This is a genomic window from Klebsiella sp. WOUb02, from assembly GCF_050058015.1.
GTDB lineage: Bacteria > Pseudomonadota > Gammaproteobacteria > Enterobacterales > Enterobacteriaceae > Klebsiella.
Genome location: NZ_CP170110.1, coordinates 351,207 through 370,149, shown reverse-complemented (window position 1 = coordinate 370,149; position 18,943 = coordinate 351,207). Strand labels below are relative to the sequence as shown.

17 protein-coding genes and 3 pseudogenes are annotated in these 18,943 nt (G+C 55.4%); 9 read left to right on the top strand and 11 right to left on the bottom strand.

Annotation, left to right across the window (positions count from 1 at the left end; genetic code table 11):
* Positions 1–57 precede the first annotated feature (57 nt).
* Together cydB and ABOC21_RS08375 are read left to right on the top strand one after the other, a co-directional pair.
* A pseudogene (gene cydB, locus ABOC21_RS08380) lies at positions 58–1,063 on the top strand (cytochrome d ubiquinol oxidase subunit II).
* The gene (locus tag ABOC21_RS08375) at positions 1,063–1,212 is read left to right on the top strand and encodes a DUF2474 domain-containing protein (protein ID WP_426814222.1); all 150 of its coding nucleotides are present in this window, start codon (positions 1,063–1,065) and stop codon (positions 1,210–1,212) included. Before cydB ends, ABOC21_RS08375 begins: the two are co-directional and overlap by 1 nt.
* Before the next feature lie 91 nt (positions 1,213–1,303).
* Here ABOC21_RS08375 and ABOC21_RS08370 read toward each other — a convergent pair whose 3' ends face one another.
* Complete coding sequence (locus ABOC21_RS08370; protein ID WP_426814221.1) at positions 1,304–2,041, bottom strand: DJ-1/PfpI family protein; 738 nt, start codon at positions 2,039–2,041, stop codon at positions 1,304–1,306.
* 136 nt (positions 2,042–2,177) lie between these two features.
* On the opposite strand from ABOC21_RS08370, the gene ABOC21_RS08365 reads away from it, so the two are divergent.
* The 3 genes from ABOC21_RS08365 (at position 2,178) to ABOC21_RS08355 (ending at position 4,651) form a co-directional block, all read left to right on the top strand.
* Positions 2,178–3,131 carry a GlxA family transcriptional regulator gene (locus ABOC21_RS08365; RefSeq protein WP_426814220.1) on the top strand — a complete coding sequence of 318 codons (954 nt, stop codon included), beginning with the start codon at positions 2,178–2,180 and terminating at the stop codon, positions 3,129–3,131.
* A gap of 93 nt (positions 3,132–3,224) precedes the next feature.
* On the top strand, positions 3,225–3,800 hold the full coding sequence (locus ABOC21_RS08360; protein ID WP_426814219.1) for a TetR/AcrR family transcriptional regulator: 576 nt from the start codon (positions 3,225–3,227) through the stop codon (positions 3,798–3,800).
* Positions 3,797–4,651 carry an NAD-dependent epimerase/dehydratase family protein gene (locus ABOC21_RS08355; protein WP_426814218.1) on the top strand — a complete coding sequence of 285 codons (855 nt, stop codon included), beginning with the start codon at positions 3,797–3,799 and terminating at the stop codon, positions 4,649–4,651. The genes ABOC21_RS08360 and ABOC21_RS08355 overlap by 4 nt, the downstream gene beginning before the upstream one ends.
* 1,059 nt (positions 4,652–5,710) lie before the next feature.
* On the opposite strand, the gene ABOC21_RS08350 is transcribed toward ABOC21_RS08355, so the two are convergent.
* The 4 genes and pseudogenes from ABOC21_RS08350 to ABOC21_RS08335 all read right to left on the bottom strand — a co-directional run bounded on the left by ABOC21_RS08350 (position 5,711) and on the right by ABOC21_RS08335 (position 9,179).
* Positions 5,711–6,049, bottom strand: a complete 339-nt coding sequence (locus ABOC21_RS08350; RefSeq protein WP_426814217.1) for a DUF1869 domain-containing protein — start codon at positions 6,047–6,049, stop codon at positions 5,711–5,713.
* Positions 6,050–6,059: 10 nt separating this feature from the next.
* Complete coding sequence (locus ABOC21_RS08345) at positions 6,060–6,392, bottom strand: DUF1971 domain-containing protein (protein WP_041146340.1); 333 nt, start codon at positions 6,390–6,392, stop codon at positions 6,060–6,062.
* A gap of 206 nt (positions 6,393–6,598) precedes the next feature.
* A pseudogene (locus tag ABOC21_RS08340) lies at positions 6,599–8,525 on the bottom strand (putative bifunctional diguanylate cyclase/phosphodiesterase).
* A 156-nt stretch (positions 8,526–8,681) separates the two neighbouring features.
* Positions 8,682–9,179, bottom strand: coding sequence for a molybdopterin-dependent oxidoreductase (locus tag ABOC21_RS08335; protein ID WP_426814216.1), 498 nt, complete (start codon positions 9,177–9,179; stop codon positions 8,682–8,684).
* A 301-nt stretch (positions 9,180–9,480) separates the two neighbouring features.
* On the opposite strand from ABOC21_RS08335, the gene shiA reads away from it, so the two are divergent.
* Together shiA and ABOC21_RS08325 are read left to right on the top strand one after the other, a co-directional pair.
* The gene (gene shiA, locus ABOC21_RS08330) at positions 9,481–10,803 is read left to right on the top strand and encodes a shikimate transporter (RefSeq protein WP_426814215.1); all 1,323 of its coding nucleotides are present in this window, start codon (positions 9,481–9,483) and stop codon (positions 10,801–10,803) included.
* A gap of 44 nt (positions 10,804–10,847) precedes the next feature.
* Positions 10,848–11,606 carry a lipoyl protein ligase domain-containing protein gene (locus ABOC21_RS08325; protein ID WP_426814214.1) on the top strand — a complete coding sequence of 253 codons (759 nt, stop codon included), beginning with the start codon at positions 10,848–10,850 and terminating at the stop codon, positions 11,604–11,606.
* Here the strand turns inward: ABOC21_RS08325 and ABOC21_RS08320 are convergent.
* Positions 11,585–12,506, bottom strand: a pseudogene (locus ABOC21_RS08320) (LysR family transcriptional regulator); the annotation flags it as partial. The gene ABOC21_RS08325 and the pseudogene ABOC21_RS08320 sit on opposite strands and share 22 nt — an antisense overlap.
* Positions 12,507–12,624: 118 nt before the next feature.
* Between ABOC21_RS08320 and ABOC21_RS08315 the strand changes: the two are divergent.
* A complete protein-coding gene (locus ABOC21_RS08315) occupies positions 12,625–13,014 on the top strand; it encodes a tautomerase family protein (RefSeq protein WP_426814213.1) in 390 nt (129 codons plus the stop codon).
* Between the two features lie 264 nt (positions 13,015–13,278).
* Positions 13,279–14,388: an adenosylhomocysteinase gene (locus ABOC21_RS08310; protein ID WP_426814212.1), complete on the top strand. Its 1,110-nt coding sequence runs from the start codon at positions 13,279–13,281 to the stop codon at positions 14,386–14,388.
* A gap of 43 nt (positions 14,389–14,431) precedes the next feature.
* On the opposite strand, the gene cobT is transcribed toward ABOC21_RS08310, so the two are convergent.
* The 5 genes from cobT to ABOC21_RS08285 all read right to left on the bottom strand — a co-directional run bounded on the left by cobT (position 14,432) and on the right by ABOC21_RS08285 (position 18,780).
* The gene (gene cobT, locus ABOC21_RS08305; protein WP_426814211.1) at positions 14,432–15,490 is read right to left on the bottom strand and encodes a nicotinate-nucleotide--dimethylbenzimidazole phosphoribosyltransferase; all 1,059 of its coding nucleotides are present in this window, start codon (positions 15,488–15,490) and stop codon (positions 14,432–14,434) included.
* Positions 15,491–15,662: 172 nt separating this feature from the next.
* The gene (locus tag ABOC21_RS08300) at positions 15,663–15,986 is read right to left on the bottom strand and encodes a DUF496 family protein (RefSeq protein WP_041146350.1); all 324 of its coding nucleotides are present in this window, start codon (positions 15,984–15,986) and stop codon (positions 15,663–15,665) included.
* A gap of 167 nt (positions 15,987–16,153) precedes the next feature.
* Entirely contained in the window at positions 16,154–17,212 is a 1,059-nt protein-coding gene (locus ABOC21_RS08295) for an FUSC family protein (protein ID WP_426814210.1), read from the bottom strand.
* Between the two features lie 99 nt (positions 17,213–17,311).
* Complete coding sequence (gene sbmC / locus ABOC21_RS08290) at positions 17,312–17,785, bottom strand: DNA gyrase inhibitor SbmC (RefSeq protein WP_426814209.1); 474 nt, start codon at positions 17,783–17,785, stop codon at positions 17,312–17,314.
* A 38-nt stretch (positions 17,786–17,823) separates the two neighbouring features.
* Entirely contained in the window at positions 17,824–18,780 is a 957-nt protein-coding gene (locus ABOC21_RS08285) for an IS1595 family transposase (RefSeq protein ID WP_426812593.1), read from the bottom strand.
* Positions 18,781–18,943 lie beyond the last annotated feature (163 nt).

The window sequence follows — 18,943 nt, the reverse complement described above, 5'->3', positions numbered from 1 at the left end:
ATAACTAACTATCGGCACGCGAGTCTTATTCTACGGACGAGAAAGGACAGTAATTAAATGAGCGACTTTTCCATTATCTGGTTTTCCATCATCATTTTCGCAACGCTGATGTACATCGTTATGGATGGATTTGATCTGGGCATTGGAATTATATTCCCATTTATTAAAGACCCCGCACATCGCGATGTCATGGTGAATACAATTGCCCCGGTATGGGACGGTAATGAAACCTGGCTCGTTTTTGGTGGCGCAGCGTTATTTGGTGCTTTTCCATTAGCATATTCCGTCATTGCCGATGCGCTATCTATACCCTTAACGATGATGCTCATCGGATTAATATTCCGCGGCGTCGCCTTTGAGTTTCGCTTCAAAGCCACCAAAGCCCACCGCCCGTTCTGGGACGGCGCTTTTATCGCGGGCTCAATACTGGCAACGTTTTGTCAAGGGATTACCGTCGGTACGCTGTTGGACGGGCTACCGGTTTTGAACCGGACTTTTGCCGGTTCATCAATGAGTCTGGCTATCACCTTTTCCACTGTTTTGCGGTGTTGGATTGATTATCGCCTACGCCCTGCTGGGATGTACATGGCTGATCATGAAAACCGAGCACCGGATCCATAAGAGGATGCAAGCGGTGGCACGCCCCATCCTGTACGCGCTGCTTGGGGTTATATTTTTGATCAGCATCTGGACGCCGCTGGCTCACGAAAATATTGCGCAGCGGTGGTTTACGCTCCCCAATCTATTTTGGTTTATGCCTGTTCCCGTATTGGTGTTAATTTTTGCGTGGGGAATAATCCGCAGTATCAAAAGCGATGCCCATTACCTCCCTTTCCTGCTGACGCTCGGGCTGATATTTTTGGGATTCTCAGGCCTGGGCATTAGCATCTGGCCAAATATCATCCCGCCATCGGTCTCCATATGGGATGCCGCGGCCCCGCGAAGCAGTCAGGTATTTATACTGACTGGTAGCCTTTTTATTATACCCGTCATCCTGGTTTATACCTTTTGGAGTTATTACGTTTTCCGCGGCAAGACGCAAGCGGATGAAGGATATCACTGATGCTTAACATGCGTATTTCCCCGAAAGGGACATCTTTCCTTAAGCGATTATTTTGGCTGATAGCGATTTGGTCATTGAGCGTTTTGGCGCTGGGCGTAGTTTCATTAATACTCAGAGCGATGCTGACCGAGGCCGGAATGAAGACATAAATACAACGGGTATCAGACTGGCACAGGGGTCAGTTTTAACTGACCCCTGCAAAATAGCGGTTCGTGATTCACCCGGGGCGCCAACGGAGGGCTACGATCGGCAAGAAGCCACCTTTGACGTCTGCGCCAGGCGCTTCATATGCGCCTTCGCGACTCTTACTGCTTCATCCGTTCGCCCCCACAGCCCCTTTATCTGCGCAACGATTTCTGGCCGTGCGGTACGTGGATTCCCTGAATTCATTGTCGGCTGCGGGTCATATTCGAGCACCAGCTGCGTGAACTCTGCCGCCTCCAACCCTTTGATTTCGGCGATGACCTGCAGCGCAAAATCGATACCTGCCGTGACGCCGCCGCCGGTGATGCGGTTCCTGTCGACGCAGACGCGTTCGTAGCTGGGCTCAATGCCCAACGCGATCAGCGGCTCATAAAATGGCCAATAGGTGGCGGCACGATAGCCTTCCAGCAGCCCCGCCATGGCGAGAAGTACAGACCCCGTACATGCGGCGGTGATATAGGTAGCCGTTGCTCCCGCGCGGGAGATGAAATCAAGGAACTGCCGATCCTTCATAATCTCGGGAGTGCCTGCGCCGCCCGCAACAAACAGCACGTCGAGGTTGTCTGGAACCTCAGCAATCGTGATGGTAGGATTCACGGTGACGCCCATGTCCGTTGGCACAGGCTCCATGGTTTTCCAGATTATGTGTGTTTTGGCATGAAGACCAAAGGCCGTCTGCGGCCCTGCTAAATCCTGCAGAGTAAATCCCGGGAAAATCACCATGCCAATCTGTAATTCGCGACCTTCAACACCGTTACCCAATTCGTCGGACATTATGTTCCCCTTTGCGTTAAATTCGACTCAATAATAATTCCGCCTGCGGGGCTGCGTGAGTCGCAAGGACGACAAAAATAGACCGGTTTCTGCCAACAGGATGGTATTTTCAAATTCTCCAGCGGAGTTCAATGACATGCGTAAGGTTGCGGTTCTGGCTATTAATGATGTAGTACCGCTGGATTTTGGCATCGCCTGGCAGGCTTTCACCCTCGCTCGTCTGGCCGACGGAAGCAGAGCTTACGAGGTGGAGGTGTGCGGTCCTGAGCCGACAATTCGGGTCGCCGGACTTGATATGCACGTACGCTACGGCCTTGACCGTCTTGCGTTAGCGCACACTATCGTTATTCCGGGGAGCGAAGACCCTCTCGGGGAGGTTTCAACGACGGTCAGCATCGCGCTTCGGCGGGCCCATGCGCGCGGGGCCAGGCTGGCATCAATTTGCTCCGGGGCCTTTATCCTTGCCGCCAGCGGCCTCCTTAACGGAAAGCGCGCCGTCACTCATTGGCGCCTGGCCGACGACCTCGCCAGGCTTTACCCGGAAATAAACGTCGAACCTAACGTTCTGTTCGTCGATGAAGCGAGCATCGTAACGTCTGCTGGCGCGTCCGCGGGAACGGATATGTGCCTGCACCTCGTGCAACAAGATTATGGCCAGACGGTTGCCGCAAACACGGCTCGTCTGATGGTCGCCCCATTGCACCGGGACGGTGGCCAGGCGCAGTTTATTCGCCAGAAAATCCCAGGCTCGCCAACGAGTTTGAACCCCTTAGTCGAATGGATGCGCGACAATTTGCACGCTGCGCATACGGTCGATAGCCTTGCGGCTCGCGCCAATATGAGCCCGCGAACCTTTGCGCGTCGATTTCAGGAGCAGATCGGCACAACCCCTTTACAGTGGCTTCTTGCCGCTCGTATTGAACGAGCGCGCGAATTACTTGAGCAGAGCCAGCTACCAATAGACCAAATCGCATTTCTTGCCGGATTCGGTTCTGCGGTGGCCTTCCGCGCACGATTTCGCCGGGTTGTCGCTCTCACGCCGACGGATTATCGCCGCCGTTTTGGCTGCATCAGCAAAAACAGTATGTGACCTGACGCCGCCTAATGTGACAGAACTCCGCAAACTGCCCCCTGTCTATAGCAGCGCTATAGACACTCACTATAGCACTGCTATACTCCCACCATGAAAACACGAGATATCCTGCTCAATGCCGCACTCAACGTGCTCGAAACAGAAGGCGAGGCGCATTTTTCGACGCGTAGCGTCTGCGCGCTCGCGAACGTCACCGCCCCCACGCTCTACCATCACTATGGCAGTGCCGATGGGCTATTGAGCGCCGCCATAGCCGAAGCCTTTTCGCAGTTTCTCGAAAGCAAAAGGTCTGCGGTTCACTCCACCGACCCGGTGATAGCGCTACGCGACGGCTGGGACGATTACGTGCGCTTCGCGGCGGCCCGTCCCCGGCTATATGCCGCAATGATGAGCCGCGTACTTGATGGCGCGGAAATCCCGGCCGCTACGCAAGCCTTCGCGCACCTGATCGAGCGCATTGAGGCTATTGCGGCCAGGGGGCAACTTCGCCGTTCCGTCGAAGCGGCCGCCGATCTCATGTGGGCATCGGCGCACGCCGCATCCTTTCTTTACGTCACGGCCCAGCTGCGCAAGGTCGCTGCGCCCACGCCTGACGTCCTTGAGCAAATCCGCGACAGCGCCATGCAGTCTATTTTGAACCCTGAATCGAAAGGAGGATCGTCATGAAAATTCTTGTCACGGGCGGGACCGGACTGCTTGGCAGCCGCCTGATCCCAAAACTTGCGGGCGCGGGTCACCAGATCTTCGCTCTCACCCGCGCGACATCCTCCCACTCCAGGCTAAAGAGCATGGGCGCGCTGCCGATTGACGCCGATCTGGAAAGCGATGCTCCCCTGATTTTGCCGGCGATCGACGCAGTGGTGCACGCTGCCGCTATGTTCCGCTTTTCAGGTCCGCGCGAACCCTTCTCTCGCACCAATGTCGATGGCACCGCCGCGCTGCTGAAAGCCGCCGGGAATTCCGCGGCGCGGATGTTTATCTACATCAGCGCTGCGGGCGTCATACAGGACGAAGCCGGCACGCCGATCCGCCACGCCAATGAAGGCGCCCTCACCTACCCGAACCATTTTTCGGCCTATCTGGCCAGTAAAGCGCGGGCCGAATCGCTGGTGCTGGCAGCCAACAGGCCCGACTTTACTACGATCGCCCTTCGTCCGCCGGCGATCTGGGGGCCAGGCGATCCCTTCAGCCGCCAGCTTCCCGCCGCGATAAAGTCCGGGCAGTTCGCCTTCATCGATCGAGGTAACTATGCCTTTTCAACCTGCCACGTTGACAATGTGGTGGAAGCGATTGAATGCGCGCTTGAGTACGGCGCTGGCGGTCGCGCCTTCTTCATCACCGACCGGGAAAAGTGGACGTTCCGCGAATTCATCGCGTCTATTGCAGGCGCGCAAGGGCTCTCTATCGAGGAGTGCGCTCGATGCCCTACTGGCTCGCCTCAGCCGCGGGCCGGGCGATGGATGCCGTCTGGACCATTATGCGAAAAAAAGGCGATCCGCCGATTTCCCGCTCGATGATGCGCATGATCGGGCGAGAGTTTAACCTCGACGACTCCGCCGCGCGCCGCGATTTGGGCTATGTCGGGAAGACTTCGCGCGCGGATGGCCTGCAAGCCTACGACACGCCTTCCTCGTAGAAAAGGTTTTCCGCCGTTAATAAAGCGCTCAGAAAATAGGTCACCGGTATGCTTTCCCGAGCCATAAATAAGGGGACGTTGAGATACAGCCTAACGGCCGCAGAATATATTTGCTGTAAATAAAAGCATGTCTTTAAACACAGTATTGACAGTGCATTTAAAAGCGTTAAATTGAGTTTGACAGCACTGAAATGGTAGTTCGCTGTTATATGTTGAAAGCGTAAGAAGTAATTTGCGATACAGGCCACGTATTTTGTTGTATGGGATTACGGGTGTTAAGAAGATTATTTTTTACATCAGTAATGTTTTAAGGTCATGTAGTTAGCGTAGTTAATCGCAAATCTGGGGGGAAGTAGCGCGACGATGTAAGGCTATGTTTTAAGAGTTATTGTTTGCGATTGGTCCATGTACGTGAGTTAGTTAAATCATCGCAACGGAAGTCAAGCCACGCATCAAAGAGTATATGTCGCGAGGGGATGTACTTGTTTAAAGTGCCATTTTTTAGCGTTATAAAAATGGTGGGTAAAGTAACGAGAGAATAGCGGGAGGTTTTAGTTAGTATCAGCACCCAATATTATCTGTGATAAACGTGTACATTTAAAGCAGTATCATGAGTAGTACCCATATTAAGTCCATGAATGTTAAATATTAAATCAGTATTTCCTTAAAAGCCCTGGCTGCAATGGTCAGGGCTTTTTTGTCTCCGCGCGACTGGTCTCCTCCATGCACCTGTCCGCTCTCAGGTCGTCGTCGCCGATGGTGAGCATCGGTTGGTTACCGGGACCTTCGTGCACCAGCTAACGGCGCGGCGCTTGCTAGCAGGCGGGGTTATCCGCCCGACAGGCGCGGGATCCGTCGGCCAACTCTGCTGGCGCTGGAAACAGCGAGGGCTAAGGTGGTATGGAGAAAGGCAGGCATCGAGGAGACCTGCCTGATTAGGCTACCAGCCGCAGACGTTGGTCTCTTCATCCGATTCATAGCCGCGGACGATATTAATCAGGTCCTTCACCGCATCGGCGGCAATAAGCGGGTCCTGTAATTCGACGAGAGTAGCAAATTCTTTATCTACCGATATGCTGTTATTATTATTGGTCACTGACAGAATAAATCCTTTGCCCTGCTGATTATCCACCGACAGTGCGCCAATAAGTTCTGCTACGGCCTGAACTGCAATATCGGGAACATAAAGCGCCATCGGTTTAAGATAGACTTTTTCTTGTTTTTGACCGTTATTGCCGTTAACCACGGTTAATGCATAGCCTTTATTTTCACTGTTCATAAATTCAGCCTTATCCCTCTATCAGAATTTTAGGATCGACATAGAAATCCACGTTAAAGACGGTATCTTCCGTCAACGCTTCAATACGATGCCATTTTTCCGCCGGGAAGACGCCGAACTGTCCGGCCTCTATCGTCATCGTTTCGACAGGTTCAGGCGCGGTTTCATCCGTATAACCATAATAGCGTATAGCGCCCTGCATGACCGCCAGGCGAGGGTAAACGCCTTGCCTTGTACCGGCATCAAGATGCCGCTGCCAGATTGACGCCGGCGCCGTTTCTTTGGTCCAGAGCGGGGTGGTGCGGGTATGCACATAGTGGGTAGGAATAACGATACGCTGCATGATTCGGCCTCTCTTTCCGCACCATTGAGCACGGTCGGGAACGGGGAAATATATTGCATATGATATACTCCTTTTAATCTCTGAGGGTATTATTTTTTAATAAATTTCACCCTACCCCTATTTATACCCACCAAGGATTATATTTATTGAATATACGATAAGGCGCATCGGCATTAATAGTTCTGCGGTAAATAAAGCCTTCCGAACTATTTATTACTGGCGGTATTCAGCGGCCCCGGTTTACCAATCAGATAGCCCTGGACGAGGTCGCAGCCTAATTGCTGGAGAGATTTTAACTGTTCATCCGTCTCGACGCCTTCCGCCACGATGCGCATATGCAAGCTTTTACCCATGCTGATAATCAGCCGGACAATATCGAGATCGTCTTTCTGTGCGGGAATATTAATAACAAATGAGCGATCGATTTTAATTTTATCGAATGGGAAATAGCTTAGTCGTGACAGGGAGGAGTATCCGGTACCGAAATCATCAATAGAGATTTGGATCCCCAGCTCGCGCCACTGGCTGAGGATTTCTAAAGAGCGCGTGTTTTCATTAAACACATCTGATTCCGTAATTTCCAGGTCGAGGCGGTGCGGATCCAGCCCCGTCTGCTTCAGTATCGCGATAACGGTATCGGTTAACGAGCTGTTGATCAGCTGAACGGGCGATACGTTGACCGAAACTTTAAGCGGTGATGACCAGACTCGCCGCCTCCTCACAGGCGGTTTTAAGCACCCACTCTCCCAGCGGGTTAATCATGCCAATTTTCTCGGCGACGGGAATAAATATTGTCGGCGGCACCATGCCGCGCACCGGATGGAACCAGCGTACCAGCGCTTCATAGCCATAAATCTCGCCGCTCATGGTATCGGCAATCGGCTGGTAGTAAACGCGGAATTCACCGTTATCGAGCGCCTGCAGCAGATCGTCCTCAAAAGACTTATTCTCCTGCAGGCGCTGCAGCATCCCCGGGCGGAAAATTTGCACGGTACCCGATCCCTCTTTTTTCGCCTCATAAAGCGCAAGATCGGCGCATTTATACAGATAATCGGTACGGGTTTCCCGGTCAGAGATAACAATCCCGATGCAGGCGTCAATATTAATCAGCGAATCATAAACCTGATACGGCTGGCTGATCTTTTCGCGGATGACCGTCGCCCGCTCCAGAGCCTGCTCTTCGCTTAAATCACAGGAGACCAGCGCAAACTCATCGCCTCCGAGCCGGTAGAGGGTTTCGGAGGTTTTGCGGAAAAAGGAGAGACGGCTGGCCAGATCCTGCAGCAGCTTATCCCCGGAATCGTGGCCCAGCGTATCGTTAACATCCTTAAAATTGTCCAGATCGAACAGCATAACCACCGCCGAGCCGTTGTACGGCCGAACCTGGTTGACGATCTCCTGCAGCTTTTGCCAGAAGGAGAGCCGGTTCGGCATGCCGGTCAGGGAGTCATGGTAAGCGTCGTATTGCAAACGCCTGTTTTGCACCTGGAGCTTCTCTTTTGACGCCTGCAGATCGTTCGCCAACAGCTTCATGCGAACGTGAGCGCGGCGCAGGTTGTTATTTTGCCGCAGCATCAACAGCCCTAAAGAAATACACATGGTGATCAGCAGAACGGAAATTATCGAATAGATAAAATACAGGTTCTGTATTTTATCGTGGGTCAGGTTAACAATATTAATATCCTGCGCCAGCGACATTGACGCCAGCCCGGTCATCGGGCCGTCAAGTTCGCCCATCTTATGCAAAATCGGCTTTATCCGCTGCGGGGTGATGGTATCCAGCTGCTCATCAAGCTGATACAGAATAGCGATCAGGCTCTCAATAGTCGCCCGGCGCCCCGCGTCCTTACGAATAAACTCACTCGGCTCCCCCTGCTGCAGCGGTTTGATCTGGCCCATCATGATCTCCAGACGCAGCCGGACGTCATCCCGATCGACCCCTTCGACGCCCAGGGCATAGGAGCCCAGATGCGCCTCCAGCCGCATATACTCAGAGACTATCTGCGCGATTGACCACGAATCGGTGTAACGGGTCAACTTTTGCAGTTCGCTCTGTCGCTCGTGCACCAGATAGGTAATGTACCCGGTGATAATGAAAAGCGACAAAATAATGGCGGTGAGTATTCGATTCAAGATCAAACCCTTAGAGCCTATCCCATTAGGCTATTTTATTTATCAGTTTGCTCCTGGGCAGAGCTCCAAACCCCACGTACGCCGTATACGCCTGGCTCCTGAGCCTCTGCCGGTGTCCAAACCCTATGCAACAATTACGCCTGGGGGCCCAGGCTATTACTCAATAATAATTTTTGAAACCTGCCACGCCGAACGGGAATAATAGATCTGATTTTGTAAATCAGGGCTGCTGTCATAGGGATAAACAATAAACAGAGGGCCCTTATCGCGGACGCGCATATATTCACCATTCATTTTTAAAGCCAAAATAACGGGGAATTTATGAAAATCATCAATAGGCACAATCGTCGTATAGTCATTAAGGGCAATGACCCGCGCCGACTGACCCTTTGCCGCGACTAAGTCCATGAGCTTGCTGAGGGAAATCCCGTCAAAACGGATTTTCCCTGAGTACCACGGGGTGGTTGTTTCCACGGTCTGCATGCCCAGCTTCTCAAGCATCGCGAGGTCAAACACCGCGGTATCGCCTTCATTTGTATTTCCAATAAGACCGGAAATGGTTAAAACGGGCTTGCCCACAGGCGCGGGCAGTTTTTCTGCAAATGCATTTGGTAAAATCATGAAACAAAATAAAGCGGCGAAAAGTAAACGCATTTAACTCACCATTTCCGGGATTGGAGATATGTTAATTGTAAACCATTTACGGCAATTCTTAAAAGATGTCATCGGAAGGTTGTGAGCTGTTCAATTAAAAAAGAATCCCAAATTTCAGAACCTTCCGACCGCCTGCTGACGACAGGTTGTAGAATGCACATTTTTTGCCGTTAATGCATAGCGGCAGGTAAAAATCTTTTCTCGCGCCCGGCGGCGCGGTAGTCTCTTTGATGACGCCATTAAGAGCGCGTCTCATTCCAATAATGATAACGTAGCGACAGCTCAGATTGACAGGACAGGTATGGACTCAACGCTTACATCCCCTCGCCCCACCGGTAACACCCACTCACTTCATCGCGCACGAAGAGCTGCGTGGGGCAGCTTCGCCGGCGCCGTGGTCGACTGGTACGACTTTCTGCTTTACGGCATTACCGCCGCGCTGGTCTTCAACAAGGAGTTTTTCCCACAGATCGGCCCGGCAATGGGTACCCTGGCGGCCTTTGCCACTTTTGGCGTCGGTTTTCTTTTTCGCCCGCTGGGCGGCATTATCTTCGGCCACTTTGGCGACCGCCTCGGGCGCAAGCGGATGCTGATGATGACCGTCTGGATGATGGGGATCGCCACCGCCTGCATTGGTCTGCTGCCCTCGTTCAGGCAAATCGGCTGGTGGGCGCCGGTGCTGCTGGTGCTGCTGCGCGCAATCCAGGGCTTTGCCGTGGGCGGTGAATGGGGCGGCGCGGCGCTGCTCGCCGTAGAAAGCGCGCCGAAGCATAAGAAGGCCTTCTATAGCAGCGGCGTCCAGATTGGCTATGGCGTCGGCCTGCTGCTCGCAACCGGCCTGGTGTCGCTAATCAGCGCCAATACCAGCGACGAACAGTTTTTGAGCTGGGGCTGGCGCCTCCCCTTCCTCTTTAGCGTGGTGCTGGTGCTGGCGGCGCTGTGGATCCGCAACGGCATGAGCGAATCGGCGGAGTTTGAGCATCAGCAGCAGAAAAACATGCCCACCGCGGCGAAAAAGCGCCTGCCGGTAGTCGAAGCGTTATTCCGCCATCCCGGCGCCTTTTTGCTGATTATCGCCCTGCGCCTGTGCGAACTGCTGACGATGTATATCGTGACCGCCTTCGCCCTCAACTACTCCACGCAAAATCTCGGCCTGCCGCGCGAACTGTTCCTCAACATCGGCCTGCTTGTCGGTGGGATCAGCTGCCTGACCATTCCGTTCTTCGCCTGGCTGGCGGACCGCTTTGGCCGCCGGCGCATCTATATTACCGGCGCGCTGATCGGCACGCTAAGCGGCTTTCCGTTCTTTATGGCCCTCGAAAGCCAGTCCTATTTCTGGATCCTGTTCTTCGCGCTGATGCTGGCCAATATCGCCCACGATATGGTGGTTTGCGTACAGCAGCCGATGTTCACCGAAATGTTCGGCGCCAGCTACCGCTACAGCGGCGCCGGCGTGGGTTACCAGGTCGCCAGCGTCGTCGGAGGCGGCTTTACGCCCTTCATCGCCGCCGCGCTGGTGACCTTCTCCGGCGGCTCCTGGCACAGCGTCGCTATCTATCTGACCGCCGGCTGCCTGCTCTCGGCCATCACGGCCATGTTGATGAACAAGCCTCAGCACAGCTGACAGCGCCCGGGACGGCGGGAGACCGCCGTCCATAAGGAGACTCCATGAACCAGGACAACAGAGCGGCCTGCTGGCCGCCGCGCTTTATTCATCAACAGCTGCCGCTGCAGTACCACGCCGACCCAACGCTTGCCGAACTGCCGCTGTTTGAGCGCGCCCGCGACGGCGAAGCGCTGGCCCAGCTGTGGCAGGCCCCGCAGGGATTCGTCGTTCCCGGCAGCTATCGCAAATTTAGCCAGCTCTCCGCCGTCAGCGAACGTTTTGCCGGGCGCGGTTGGCCGGTGTGGCTGCGCCGCTCCGGCGGCGGCCTCGTGCCGCAGGGGCCGGGGATTGTTAATCTCAGCCTCGCCTGGCCGGTCTATCAGCCGCTGGGCGAAGCCGCTGAGCCTATCTATCTGATGCTGTGCGGTCTGCTGCAGCGCGCGCTGGCGACCTTTGGCGTCGATGCCCGTTTTCAGGCGGTGAGCGGCTCGTTTTGCGATGGACGCTACAACCTCGCCTGCGGACAGGGGGAGCAGGCGCGTAAAATTGCCGGAACCGCGCAGTACTGGCGGCCGATGGCGGAGGGCCGCGGTCACGTGGTCCTCGCGCATGCGGTGATCCTGATCGACGCCGATCCGATCGCCGCGCATCAGGCAGCAAATGATTTTGAGTCACAGCTGGGCAGCGGCCGGGTTTACCATGCGGATAAAACCATTACCCTCGCCCAGCGCCTGCCGGGCGAAAAAGATCTGCTGCCCCGCTTCCGCCAGGCGCTGGCGACCGAGTGGCAAAATCTCAGACTGAAGGTACTTTTCAGATAGCGGCTAAAGGTCTCTACCGCCCGCGATACGCGCGGCGCGTAGGGGCGGATAACGAACAGACTCCCGGCAAACACGTCCACCGGCCGCCAGCCGGGCAGCAACTCCTGCACCTCTCCGCGCCCTATCGCCTCCCGGGCGCTAAAATCGGGCAATAGCGCAATCCCCAGCCCCGCCAGCACCGCATCGCGCAGCGATTCGCTATTGTTCGTGGCAAAGGGGCCGCGCACCGGCACGCTCACGCGCCCGGCGCGATCGTCCTCAGACTCAAACGCCCACTGCGGGCTTTGCGAGCCGCGCGGGTAGGTCAAACACTGGTGATGGCGTAACGCCTCGGGGGAGTCCGGGGCGCCAAAGCGGCGGATATACTCCGGCGAGGCAACAACCAGCGTGGCGGTTTGGCACAGCGTCCACGCGACATGGGTGTCCGGCAGCGCCTCGCGTCGGCAGTGACGAATCGCGAGATCGAATCCCTCGCTGGCAAGGGATACCAGCCGGTCGGTGACCTCCAGCTGCAGCTGGAGCTGCGGGTGCTGATGCAGAAAAGGGGTCATCGCCGGGACCAGCTGCTGGCGGGAAAAGGCGACCGGGGCGGTAACCCGCAGCGTACCGCGCAGCGGCCCCTCCTCATCACGGGTGCCGTTAAAGATATCGCGCAGCTGGCCGAAGGGCGCATTCAGCTCCCGTCACCAGCCTGAGCCCGTCTTCGCTCAGCGTCACGCTGCGGGTGGTCCGGTGCACCAGAGTTTTGCCGGTTACCCGCTCCAGCTCGCTGATTTTCTGGCTGATCGCCGACTTACTCACCGCCAGCTTTTCCGCCGCGCGGGTGTAGCTCTTCTGCTCTTCCAGCACCGTGAGCCAGTACAAATGGGTCCAGAAAACGTCGGGGCGCGGATCGCTCATTTCGATTGTTCACCTGTAAAAACAATGAATTCAAATATAGCGGTTTTTGTCCGTCGTCACATTGGATAGCATCGATTTTACCCACTCAACATACGCAAGATAATAAGGATGACCCGCCATGCCGCTACTGACATTTGATGTGATTGAAGGTCGCAGTGAAGCTGAAATAAAAACGCTGCTCGATGCCGCCCACCGCGCCGTGCTGCACGCCTTTAAGGTGCCGGAGCGCGATCGCTACCAGATTGTTCATGAAAACAAGCCTCACCATATGGTGATTGAGGACACCGGTTTAGGCCTGACGCGAAGTCAAAAGATGGTGGTGGTCAGGGTGTACACCAGCCCGCGCAGCGAAGAACAAAAACAGTTGTTTTACGCGACGCTGCTCGCCGAACTGCAGGAACACTGCGGGCTCAGCCCTGATGATTTAATGGTTTCAGTGCTAAGCAACCAAAAAGGCGACTGGAGCTTTGGCCGCGGCGTGGCGCAGTATATGACCGGCGAGCTTTAGCCGCTCACCGCCGCCCCTCGCCCGACGGCGGCGTCAGGCCCTCGGCGCAGCGGCCATGCGCCGGCGCGCTTTTTGTTCAATTAAATTACTTATATTTTATTTTCTTTTTTAACCATATTTTAACAACCACGTTTTTATCATGCCTACTAACCCTCGCCTCATCCGACAACTCGCCATGGGCCCCGGCTATGTGATTTCAGCGGACTACGCTAGAATCTCCCCGTTCAGGATTTCACCCACTCTACGGATTGAAGGCATAATACTTTGAATAATAATATTAATTTAGAGAAAGAAGTGGCATGGGCCAGCCAGAACATGCCGCGTACTCTGCGCCAGGTGGCGGCGCTTCCCGACCTGAGCCAGGTTCGACTGGCCTGCTGTATGCATCTGGATATGAAAATGATCCCGCTGGTGCAGGGCCTTCTGGAGAAGGGCGCTCAGGTCTTTTTAACCACCTGCAACCCAACCACCGTACAGGACGAGGTCGTCAACTGGCTGGTCGCACGCGGTGCCGAGGCCAGCGCCTGGCGCAATATGAGCGATGCCGACTGGCAGCAGTCGTGGGAAAAGGCCATCGCCTGGGGGCCGACGCACCTGTGTGAAATGGGGGCCGATATCACCACCCTGCTCCACCAGCGCGGCGAATTTGGCAATATCGTGGCCGGGCTGGAAGCGACCGGTTCCGGCGTCAGCCGGCTGGGCGATATTCGCCCGGGCTATCCGATTTTTAACTGGGACGATCTGCCGGTTAAAGAGGGCCTGCATAACCGCCACATGGTCGGCCTGACCGCCTGGCACACCTTCTTCCAGACCACCCACCTCACGCTGCATGAGAAAAAGGTGCTGGTGATCGGCTATGGCCTGGTGGGCCAGGGCGTTGCCGCCGCCGCAAAAGCCTTCGGCGGCCAGGTGATGGTCGCCGAAATCGACCCTGCCCGTCGCCTGCAGGCGGCTTACGACGGCTGGCATGTCGTCGAACTGCAGGAGGCCATTGCTTCCGCTGATGTCGTCGCTACGGCAACCGGCGCGAAAAAGGTGGTTAACAGCAGCGCTCTGGATAAAGCAAAAGACGGGGTATTTATCCTTAACGTCGGCCACGTTGCGGAAGAGATTGACTGCGGCTACCTGCGCCAGTTCAGCCATAATGAGGTGATGCCGTATATCAACGCCTATCAAATGCATGGTAAAACCGTTTACCTGATGGCCAACGGTTCGATGCTCAACCTGACCGCCGGTTTTGGCGATAGCCTGAACGCATTTGACGTGACCCTGGCGGTGATGGCCAGCGGTATCCACCATATCGTGACCGACGGCATGAAGGCCGCAGCCGAAGTCTATCTGCTGCCGCAGAGCGTGTGGCAAAAAGCGCTGTAGTCCGAATGGCAACAGGGCGCCTGACGGCGCCCCGATCGGTGGGTTAACGGCTCTCCGGCAGGACGATATTGCTCTCCGCCAGGGTCCCCATTTCGTTAAACACCCGACAGGCGGCCTCGACCAGGTGCATAGCCAGCGCCGCGCCGCTCCCCTCGCCCAGACGCATCCCCATATCCAGATACGGCTCAAGCTGCAGATGCTCAAGCGCAATGCGCGCCCCCTTTTCCGCCGACAGATGCGAGGGGATCAGATAGGGATGAACGGCAGGCGCGATACGGCAGGCCGCCAGCGCCGCCGCACAGGAGAGATATCCGTCCAGCACCACCGGCAGTCCGCAGGATGCGGCCCCGAGCATGACGCCGGCCATGCCAACCAGATCGAAACCGCCAACCTTTGCCAGCACTTCTAGTCCATCCTCAGCCCGCGGCTGATTGACGGCAATGGCCCGACGCACCACCTCCGCCTTATGCGCCAGCTGCGACACCGGCAGATTGGCGCCGATGCCGACGGTATCCTGCGCATCGCGGCCGGTCAGCACGCTCACCACCGCCGCCGCCGGCGTGGTGTTCGCCATTCCCAGCTCGCCGACGCCGAACAGCGTCACGCCCTGAGACGCCAGCTCGCGGGTATAGCGGATGCTCGCCAGCAGCAGCGCCGTCGCCTGCTCGCGGCTCATTGCCGCCGTTTGCGCAATATTGCCGCTGCCTCGCGCCGCTTTTAAGTCGACAAGGCCGGGGATCGGCTCCGCATCGATCCCGGCGTCAATCACCCGGACTTTTGCCCCCGCCTGCGCTGCCAGAACGCAAACGCCGGTATTTTGCCGGGTCATGTTTATCGCCTGAATCGCGGTAACCGCCCGGGGCGAGATAGTCACGCCCTCATGCCAGACGCCGTGATCGGCGCACATCACCACGATGGTTTTTTCCGCCAGCCGCAGCTGACCTTTCAGCCCCGGCATACCCGCCAGCTGTACGGCCAGCGCCTCCAGGCGGCCGAGACTACCGGGCGGTTTTAATAAACCGTCAAGATGCTGCTGCGCCTGGGCCATCGCCGGGCGATCCGGCGGCGGAATGTCGGCAATGAGGGCCGAAAGTGTGTCCATGATGTTCCTCGTAGCGCTTTAGGGGGCGGACCGTTGCGCGCGTATTTTCTACGCTCGGGCCGGCAGCCCGCGTTATACGGCGGTTCGCCATACGGAAGAAAGGAGTCGTACAGAGGGAGTACCGGGGATAACTCCCGGCGGCGAGAACCGACGCCGGGCAGGATCGAGGAGATTACTCTTCGACCTTCGCTTCGCCGATAACTTTCAGCTTTTTGGAGATGTCGCGGCGCTCTTTAGAGAGTTCAGCATTTTTGATGATGTAATCATCGACGCGATCTTCGTAATCGCTCTTCATGCTGGCAATGATGCCCTGAATAGCTTCAACGCTCATGCCCGGTTTGATGTAGTCGCTGAGGTTGTCCAGCAGCAGGACGCGCTTCTGGTTATCGCGGATCTTTTTCTCAACGTCCTGAATTTCACGCTGCAGCTTGTTCTTACGACGATAGAGACGAACAAACTCCAGTACGTCCTGGAAAGAAGGCTTAGTTGTTTCCATTTTTATACCCCTAATATTTGAGATTCGGATTCGCTAAAGCGACTGCAATATAGGGCTAACATAACTGTTAGCAGTCGCTGATGACAATGTTTTTTCCTTTAGGGTTATCATACCTCTAAATGCTGCTGAATCGAAGCAACCTGTGGTCGTTCTCGCGCATCTGGCTTTTATTTACGCAACGCCCGACAGATCAAATTCGACAGCAGTTCAAGCTGGCGCGCCAGCTCTATCGTCAGCCAGACGTAGCCGTGGATCGGCGTTTCCGCGAGGTTTTCGCCCGGATGCTCTTTGATAAGCTGCCGCAGCTCGGCGATGATCTCATTAAGCTTTTCAGTATTGGCGCGGATCGGCTGCGGGTTGCCTTCATAGAGGGCATGGGCGATGGTCAGCAGGGTTTGCTGGGTCATCTGCTGCGTTTCGCGCAGCGTACGGGAATTTAGCATCACAAAGTGCCCCGGCCGCGAGCCCCAGTAAGCGTTGACCTGCAGCTCGAGCATACAGACCAGGTTACGGCTGACGGTCTGAATCGCCTCGAAAATAGCCTTCTGGATATGGGTCTCTTTGCTTGCCGGCGTAATCAGGCCGCGCATTTTCACCACGTCGTTGAGGACCTTTTGCAGATGTTTTTCCAACCTCGGGCGCTCGACCAGGTTTGGCGAGATCCCGGCCTGATACAGGCGATTAAGGGCGGTGACGTAGTTTGCCATCTGGATACGCCAGTGCAGAAACGCGCGCTGCGGCCAGATGCCGGTAAACAGCATCGCCAGCAGGGAGCCGAAGATAACGTCGCCGCTTCGCCACAGCGCGGTGTTCATATCCCCCGGCGGAGCCCCTACCACCACCGCCAGCGTAATGCCGATCAGCAGCGCCTGGTAGGGCTTTCTCCCTAAGGCCAGCCAGCCGCAGAGGAACATCGCCACCGCGCACCACAGCACCATCACGGGTAAGGAGATAAGCTCCAGCTTGAGCGCCACCAGCCCAAGCGCGGAGCCGAGGATGGTGCCGCCGATACGCTCAAACGCCCGCGGCACCACGTTGCCCCAGAACGATATCGGCCCCATCACCACCACCAGCGTAATCAGCGGCCAGGTCCCTTCCGGTACGTTCAGCAGACGTACCAGTAGAAATGTGAGAACAAAAGCCAGCGCGATGCGTACGCCATGTACGATGCGGTAATGCCGATACAGGCGAATTTCAAAAGGCTTGAGTGATTTATCAGCGCGCACGACCCTCTCCGCTAAAAACAAAAGGCCGATTGTAGCTGTTTTTTCATCACAAGCCTCACGCTAATGTAAGAAAACCTTTCTCACTATAGGGATAAGCGCCTACCCGCCGATATGCGCAACCGGCACGTACATTTCGATATCCCAGTGGCCGTCGCGGTTGCCGTCGTTCAGATAGAGCTCAAAGCAGGGTTTTGCCGCCAGCTGATACTCTTTACTTTGCAGCAGGCTGTCAAAGAACTGCAGCCAGGGCGTGGAGAAATCATGATTCAGCACCCGCGCGCGGGCAAAAGCGTATTCGCCGCCGGCGATCCCGGTGAGGATCACCCCTTCGCTATCGGCCGGAATAACGAAGTCGTCGTCCACCGTTACCACGGTATCGCAGCGCAGCTTTTCTGCCGCAACCTGCTCCGGGTTGTCGTAATAGACGGCGATCCACTCCCGGGCTGGGATCTGGCGGGTGTTGACCCATACCGCCAGCTGTTCAAAACCCTGTTTAACGGTCTGTTCCCAGGGACCCACCATATGAAAACCGGCGATTTTACGCGCGCCAACGGACTTAACGCTGTAGTTCATATTGCCTCCGCGATTGATAAGATACTGTATAAATATGGCTATGTTTGCAAAGTATGTTGGTTATGCCGTAATGCAATTTGTAGCCAGACTTTCACATCAATTACGGTGGTCTCAAACAGCCGCCTCCAGGCCAGATAATTCGGCAGATATGCAGTCCCTACACCATGAAATCGCTTCATCCAGCCTTTTAAACGACTGATATAGCCATTCACATGCTGTATATGGAATACACTGTCGATAACACGCTGATTATCCAGTGCTATAAGACGGTAGTGGTTCATCCCGTGTTCACTGGCAAACGTCCTGTACCAGCTGGCACCGTCCGTACACAGAATTGAATCCTTGTCTGCTATCGGCTCAAGGAATCGATGAATATTTTCAGTATCAAATTCCGGGGGGATGCAGTCACTCACACGCCCCTGCCGGTCACAGGCTATGACGACTGGCACCTGTTCCTGTTTTTTTCGCTTATCCACCTCCCCGCCGCGTTTTCTGGCTTTTCGGTGAATGATGTTGCGTTTGCCTTTGCTGGATTCAGGGAAAAAAGTCTCATCGGCCTCAATGATCCCGGACAGGGGATTTATATTATTTGCTGCGGCTGAAGCCAGAAAGCGATGACGCCATCTGAATGCTGTTGTCAGATCAATCCCTGTACGCCTTGCGGACTCACGTAATGTCAGCCCCTCCTGCATACAGCGCAGATAATCGAACCATTTTTGATGGTAATGGAGCCGGGCCAGCGGGCTTCCGGTCAGGCTGTTAAAGGTTTTTCCGCAATCCTTGCAACGATATCGTTGTATGTCTGAATCGCGTCCCCAGCGGATTGCTTTTTCACTGTGGCAGTGAGGGCAACATAACTCAGGCGGGCTGGTGTCAATAACGGAAGCGGTATCCGTCTGAAGGTTGTCATTCAGCCAGGTAATGAGATGAAGTCGGGTATTAGCAGGCAGGGATGAAAGAAGACTTTTGATCTGTATAACGTCTTGCTTTTTCATGGGAACCTCCGAGAGGGGACGTCTTTATACAGTATTATGTACAGTATAGTGAAGTTTTCCAACGGAGACTGCAAACATAGCCATAAATATACATATAATGTAGCAGGCAGTTAACACACAGTATGTGCGCGGATTCACAGAGTCGCCATTGGCCGGCGCTGAA

Excerpts from the sequence above, each read along its gene's own strand:
- ABOC21_RS08375 (WP_426814222.1), top strand. The coding sequence starts at position 1,063 with ATGCTTAACATGCGTATTTCCCCGAAAGGGACATCTTTCCTTAAGCGA.
- ABOC21_RS08370 (WP_426814221.1), bottom strand. The coding sequence starts at position 2,041 with ATGTCCGACGAATTGGGTAACGGTGTTGAAGGTCGCGAATTACAGATT.
- ABOC21_RS08355 (WP_426814218.1), top strand. The coding sequence starts at position 3,797 with ATGAAAATTCTTGTCACGGGCGGGACCGGACTGCTTGGCAGCCGCCTG.
- sbmC (WP_426814209.1), bottom strand. The coding sequence starts at position 17,785 with ATGAACTACAGCGTTAAGTCCGTTGGCGCGCGTAAAATCGCCGGTTTT.
- ABOC21_RS08335 (WP_426814216.1), bottom strand. The coding sequence starts at position 9,179 with ATGCGTTTACTTTTCGCCGCTTTATTTTGTTTCATGATTTTACCAAAT.
- ABOC21_RS08365 (WP_426814220.1), top strand. The coding sequence starts at position 2,178 with ATGCGTAAGGTTGCGGTTCTGGCTATTAATGATGTAGTACCGCTGGAT.
- ABOC21_RS08350 (WP_426814217.1), bottom strand. The coding sequence starts at position 6,049 with ATGAACAGTGAAAATAAAGGCTATGCATTAACCGTGGTTAACGGCAAT.
- ABOC21_RS08315 (WP_426814213.1), top strand. The coding sequence starts at position 12,625 with ATGCCGCTACTGACATTTGATGTGATTGAAGGTCGCAGTGAAGCTGAA.
- cobT (WP_426814211.1), bottom strand. The coding sequence starts at position 15,490 with ATGGACACACTTTCGGCCCTCATTGCCGACATTCCGCCGCCGGATCGC.
- ABOC21_RS08360 (WP_426814219.1), top strand. The coding sequence starts at position 3,225 with ATGAAAACACGAGATATCCTGCTCAATGCCGCACTCAACGTGCTCGAA.
- ABOC21_RS08325 (WP_426814214.1), top strand. The coding sequence starts at position 10,848 with ATGAACCAGGACAACAGAGCGGCCTGCTGGCCGCCGCGCTTTATTCAT.
- ABOC21_RS08285 (WP_426812593.1), bottom strand. The coding sequence starts at position 18,780 with ATGAAAAAGCAAGACGTTATACAGATCAAAAGTCTTCTTTCATCCCTG.
- ABOC21_RS08345 (WP_041146340.1), bottom strand. The coding sequence starts at position 6,392 with ATGCAGCGTATCGTTATTCCTACCCACTATGTGCATACCCGCACCACC.
- ABOC21_RS08300 (WP_041146350.1), bottom strand. The coding sequence starts at position 15,986 with ATGGAAACAACTAAGCCTTCTTTCCAGGACGTACTGGAGTTTGTTCGT.
- shiA (WP_426814215.1), top strand. The coding sequence starts at position 9,481 with ATGGACTCAACGCTTACATCCCCTCGCCCCACCGGTAACACCCACTCA.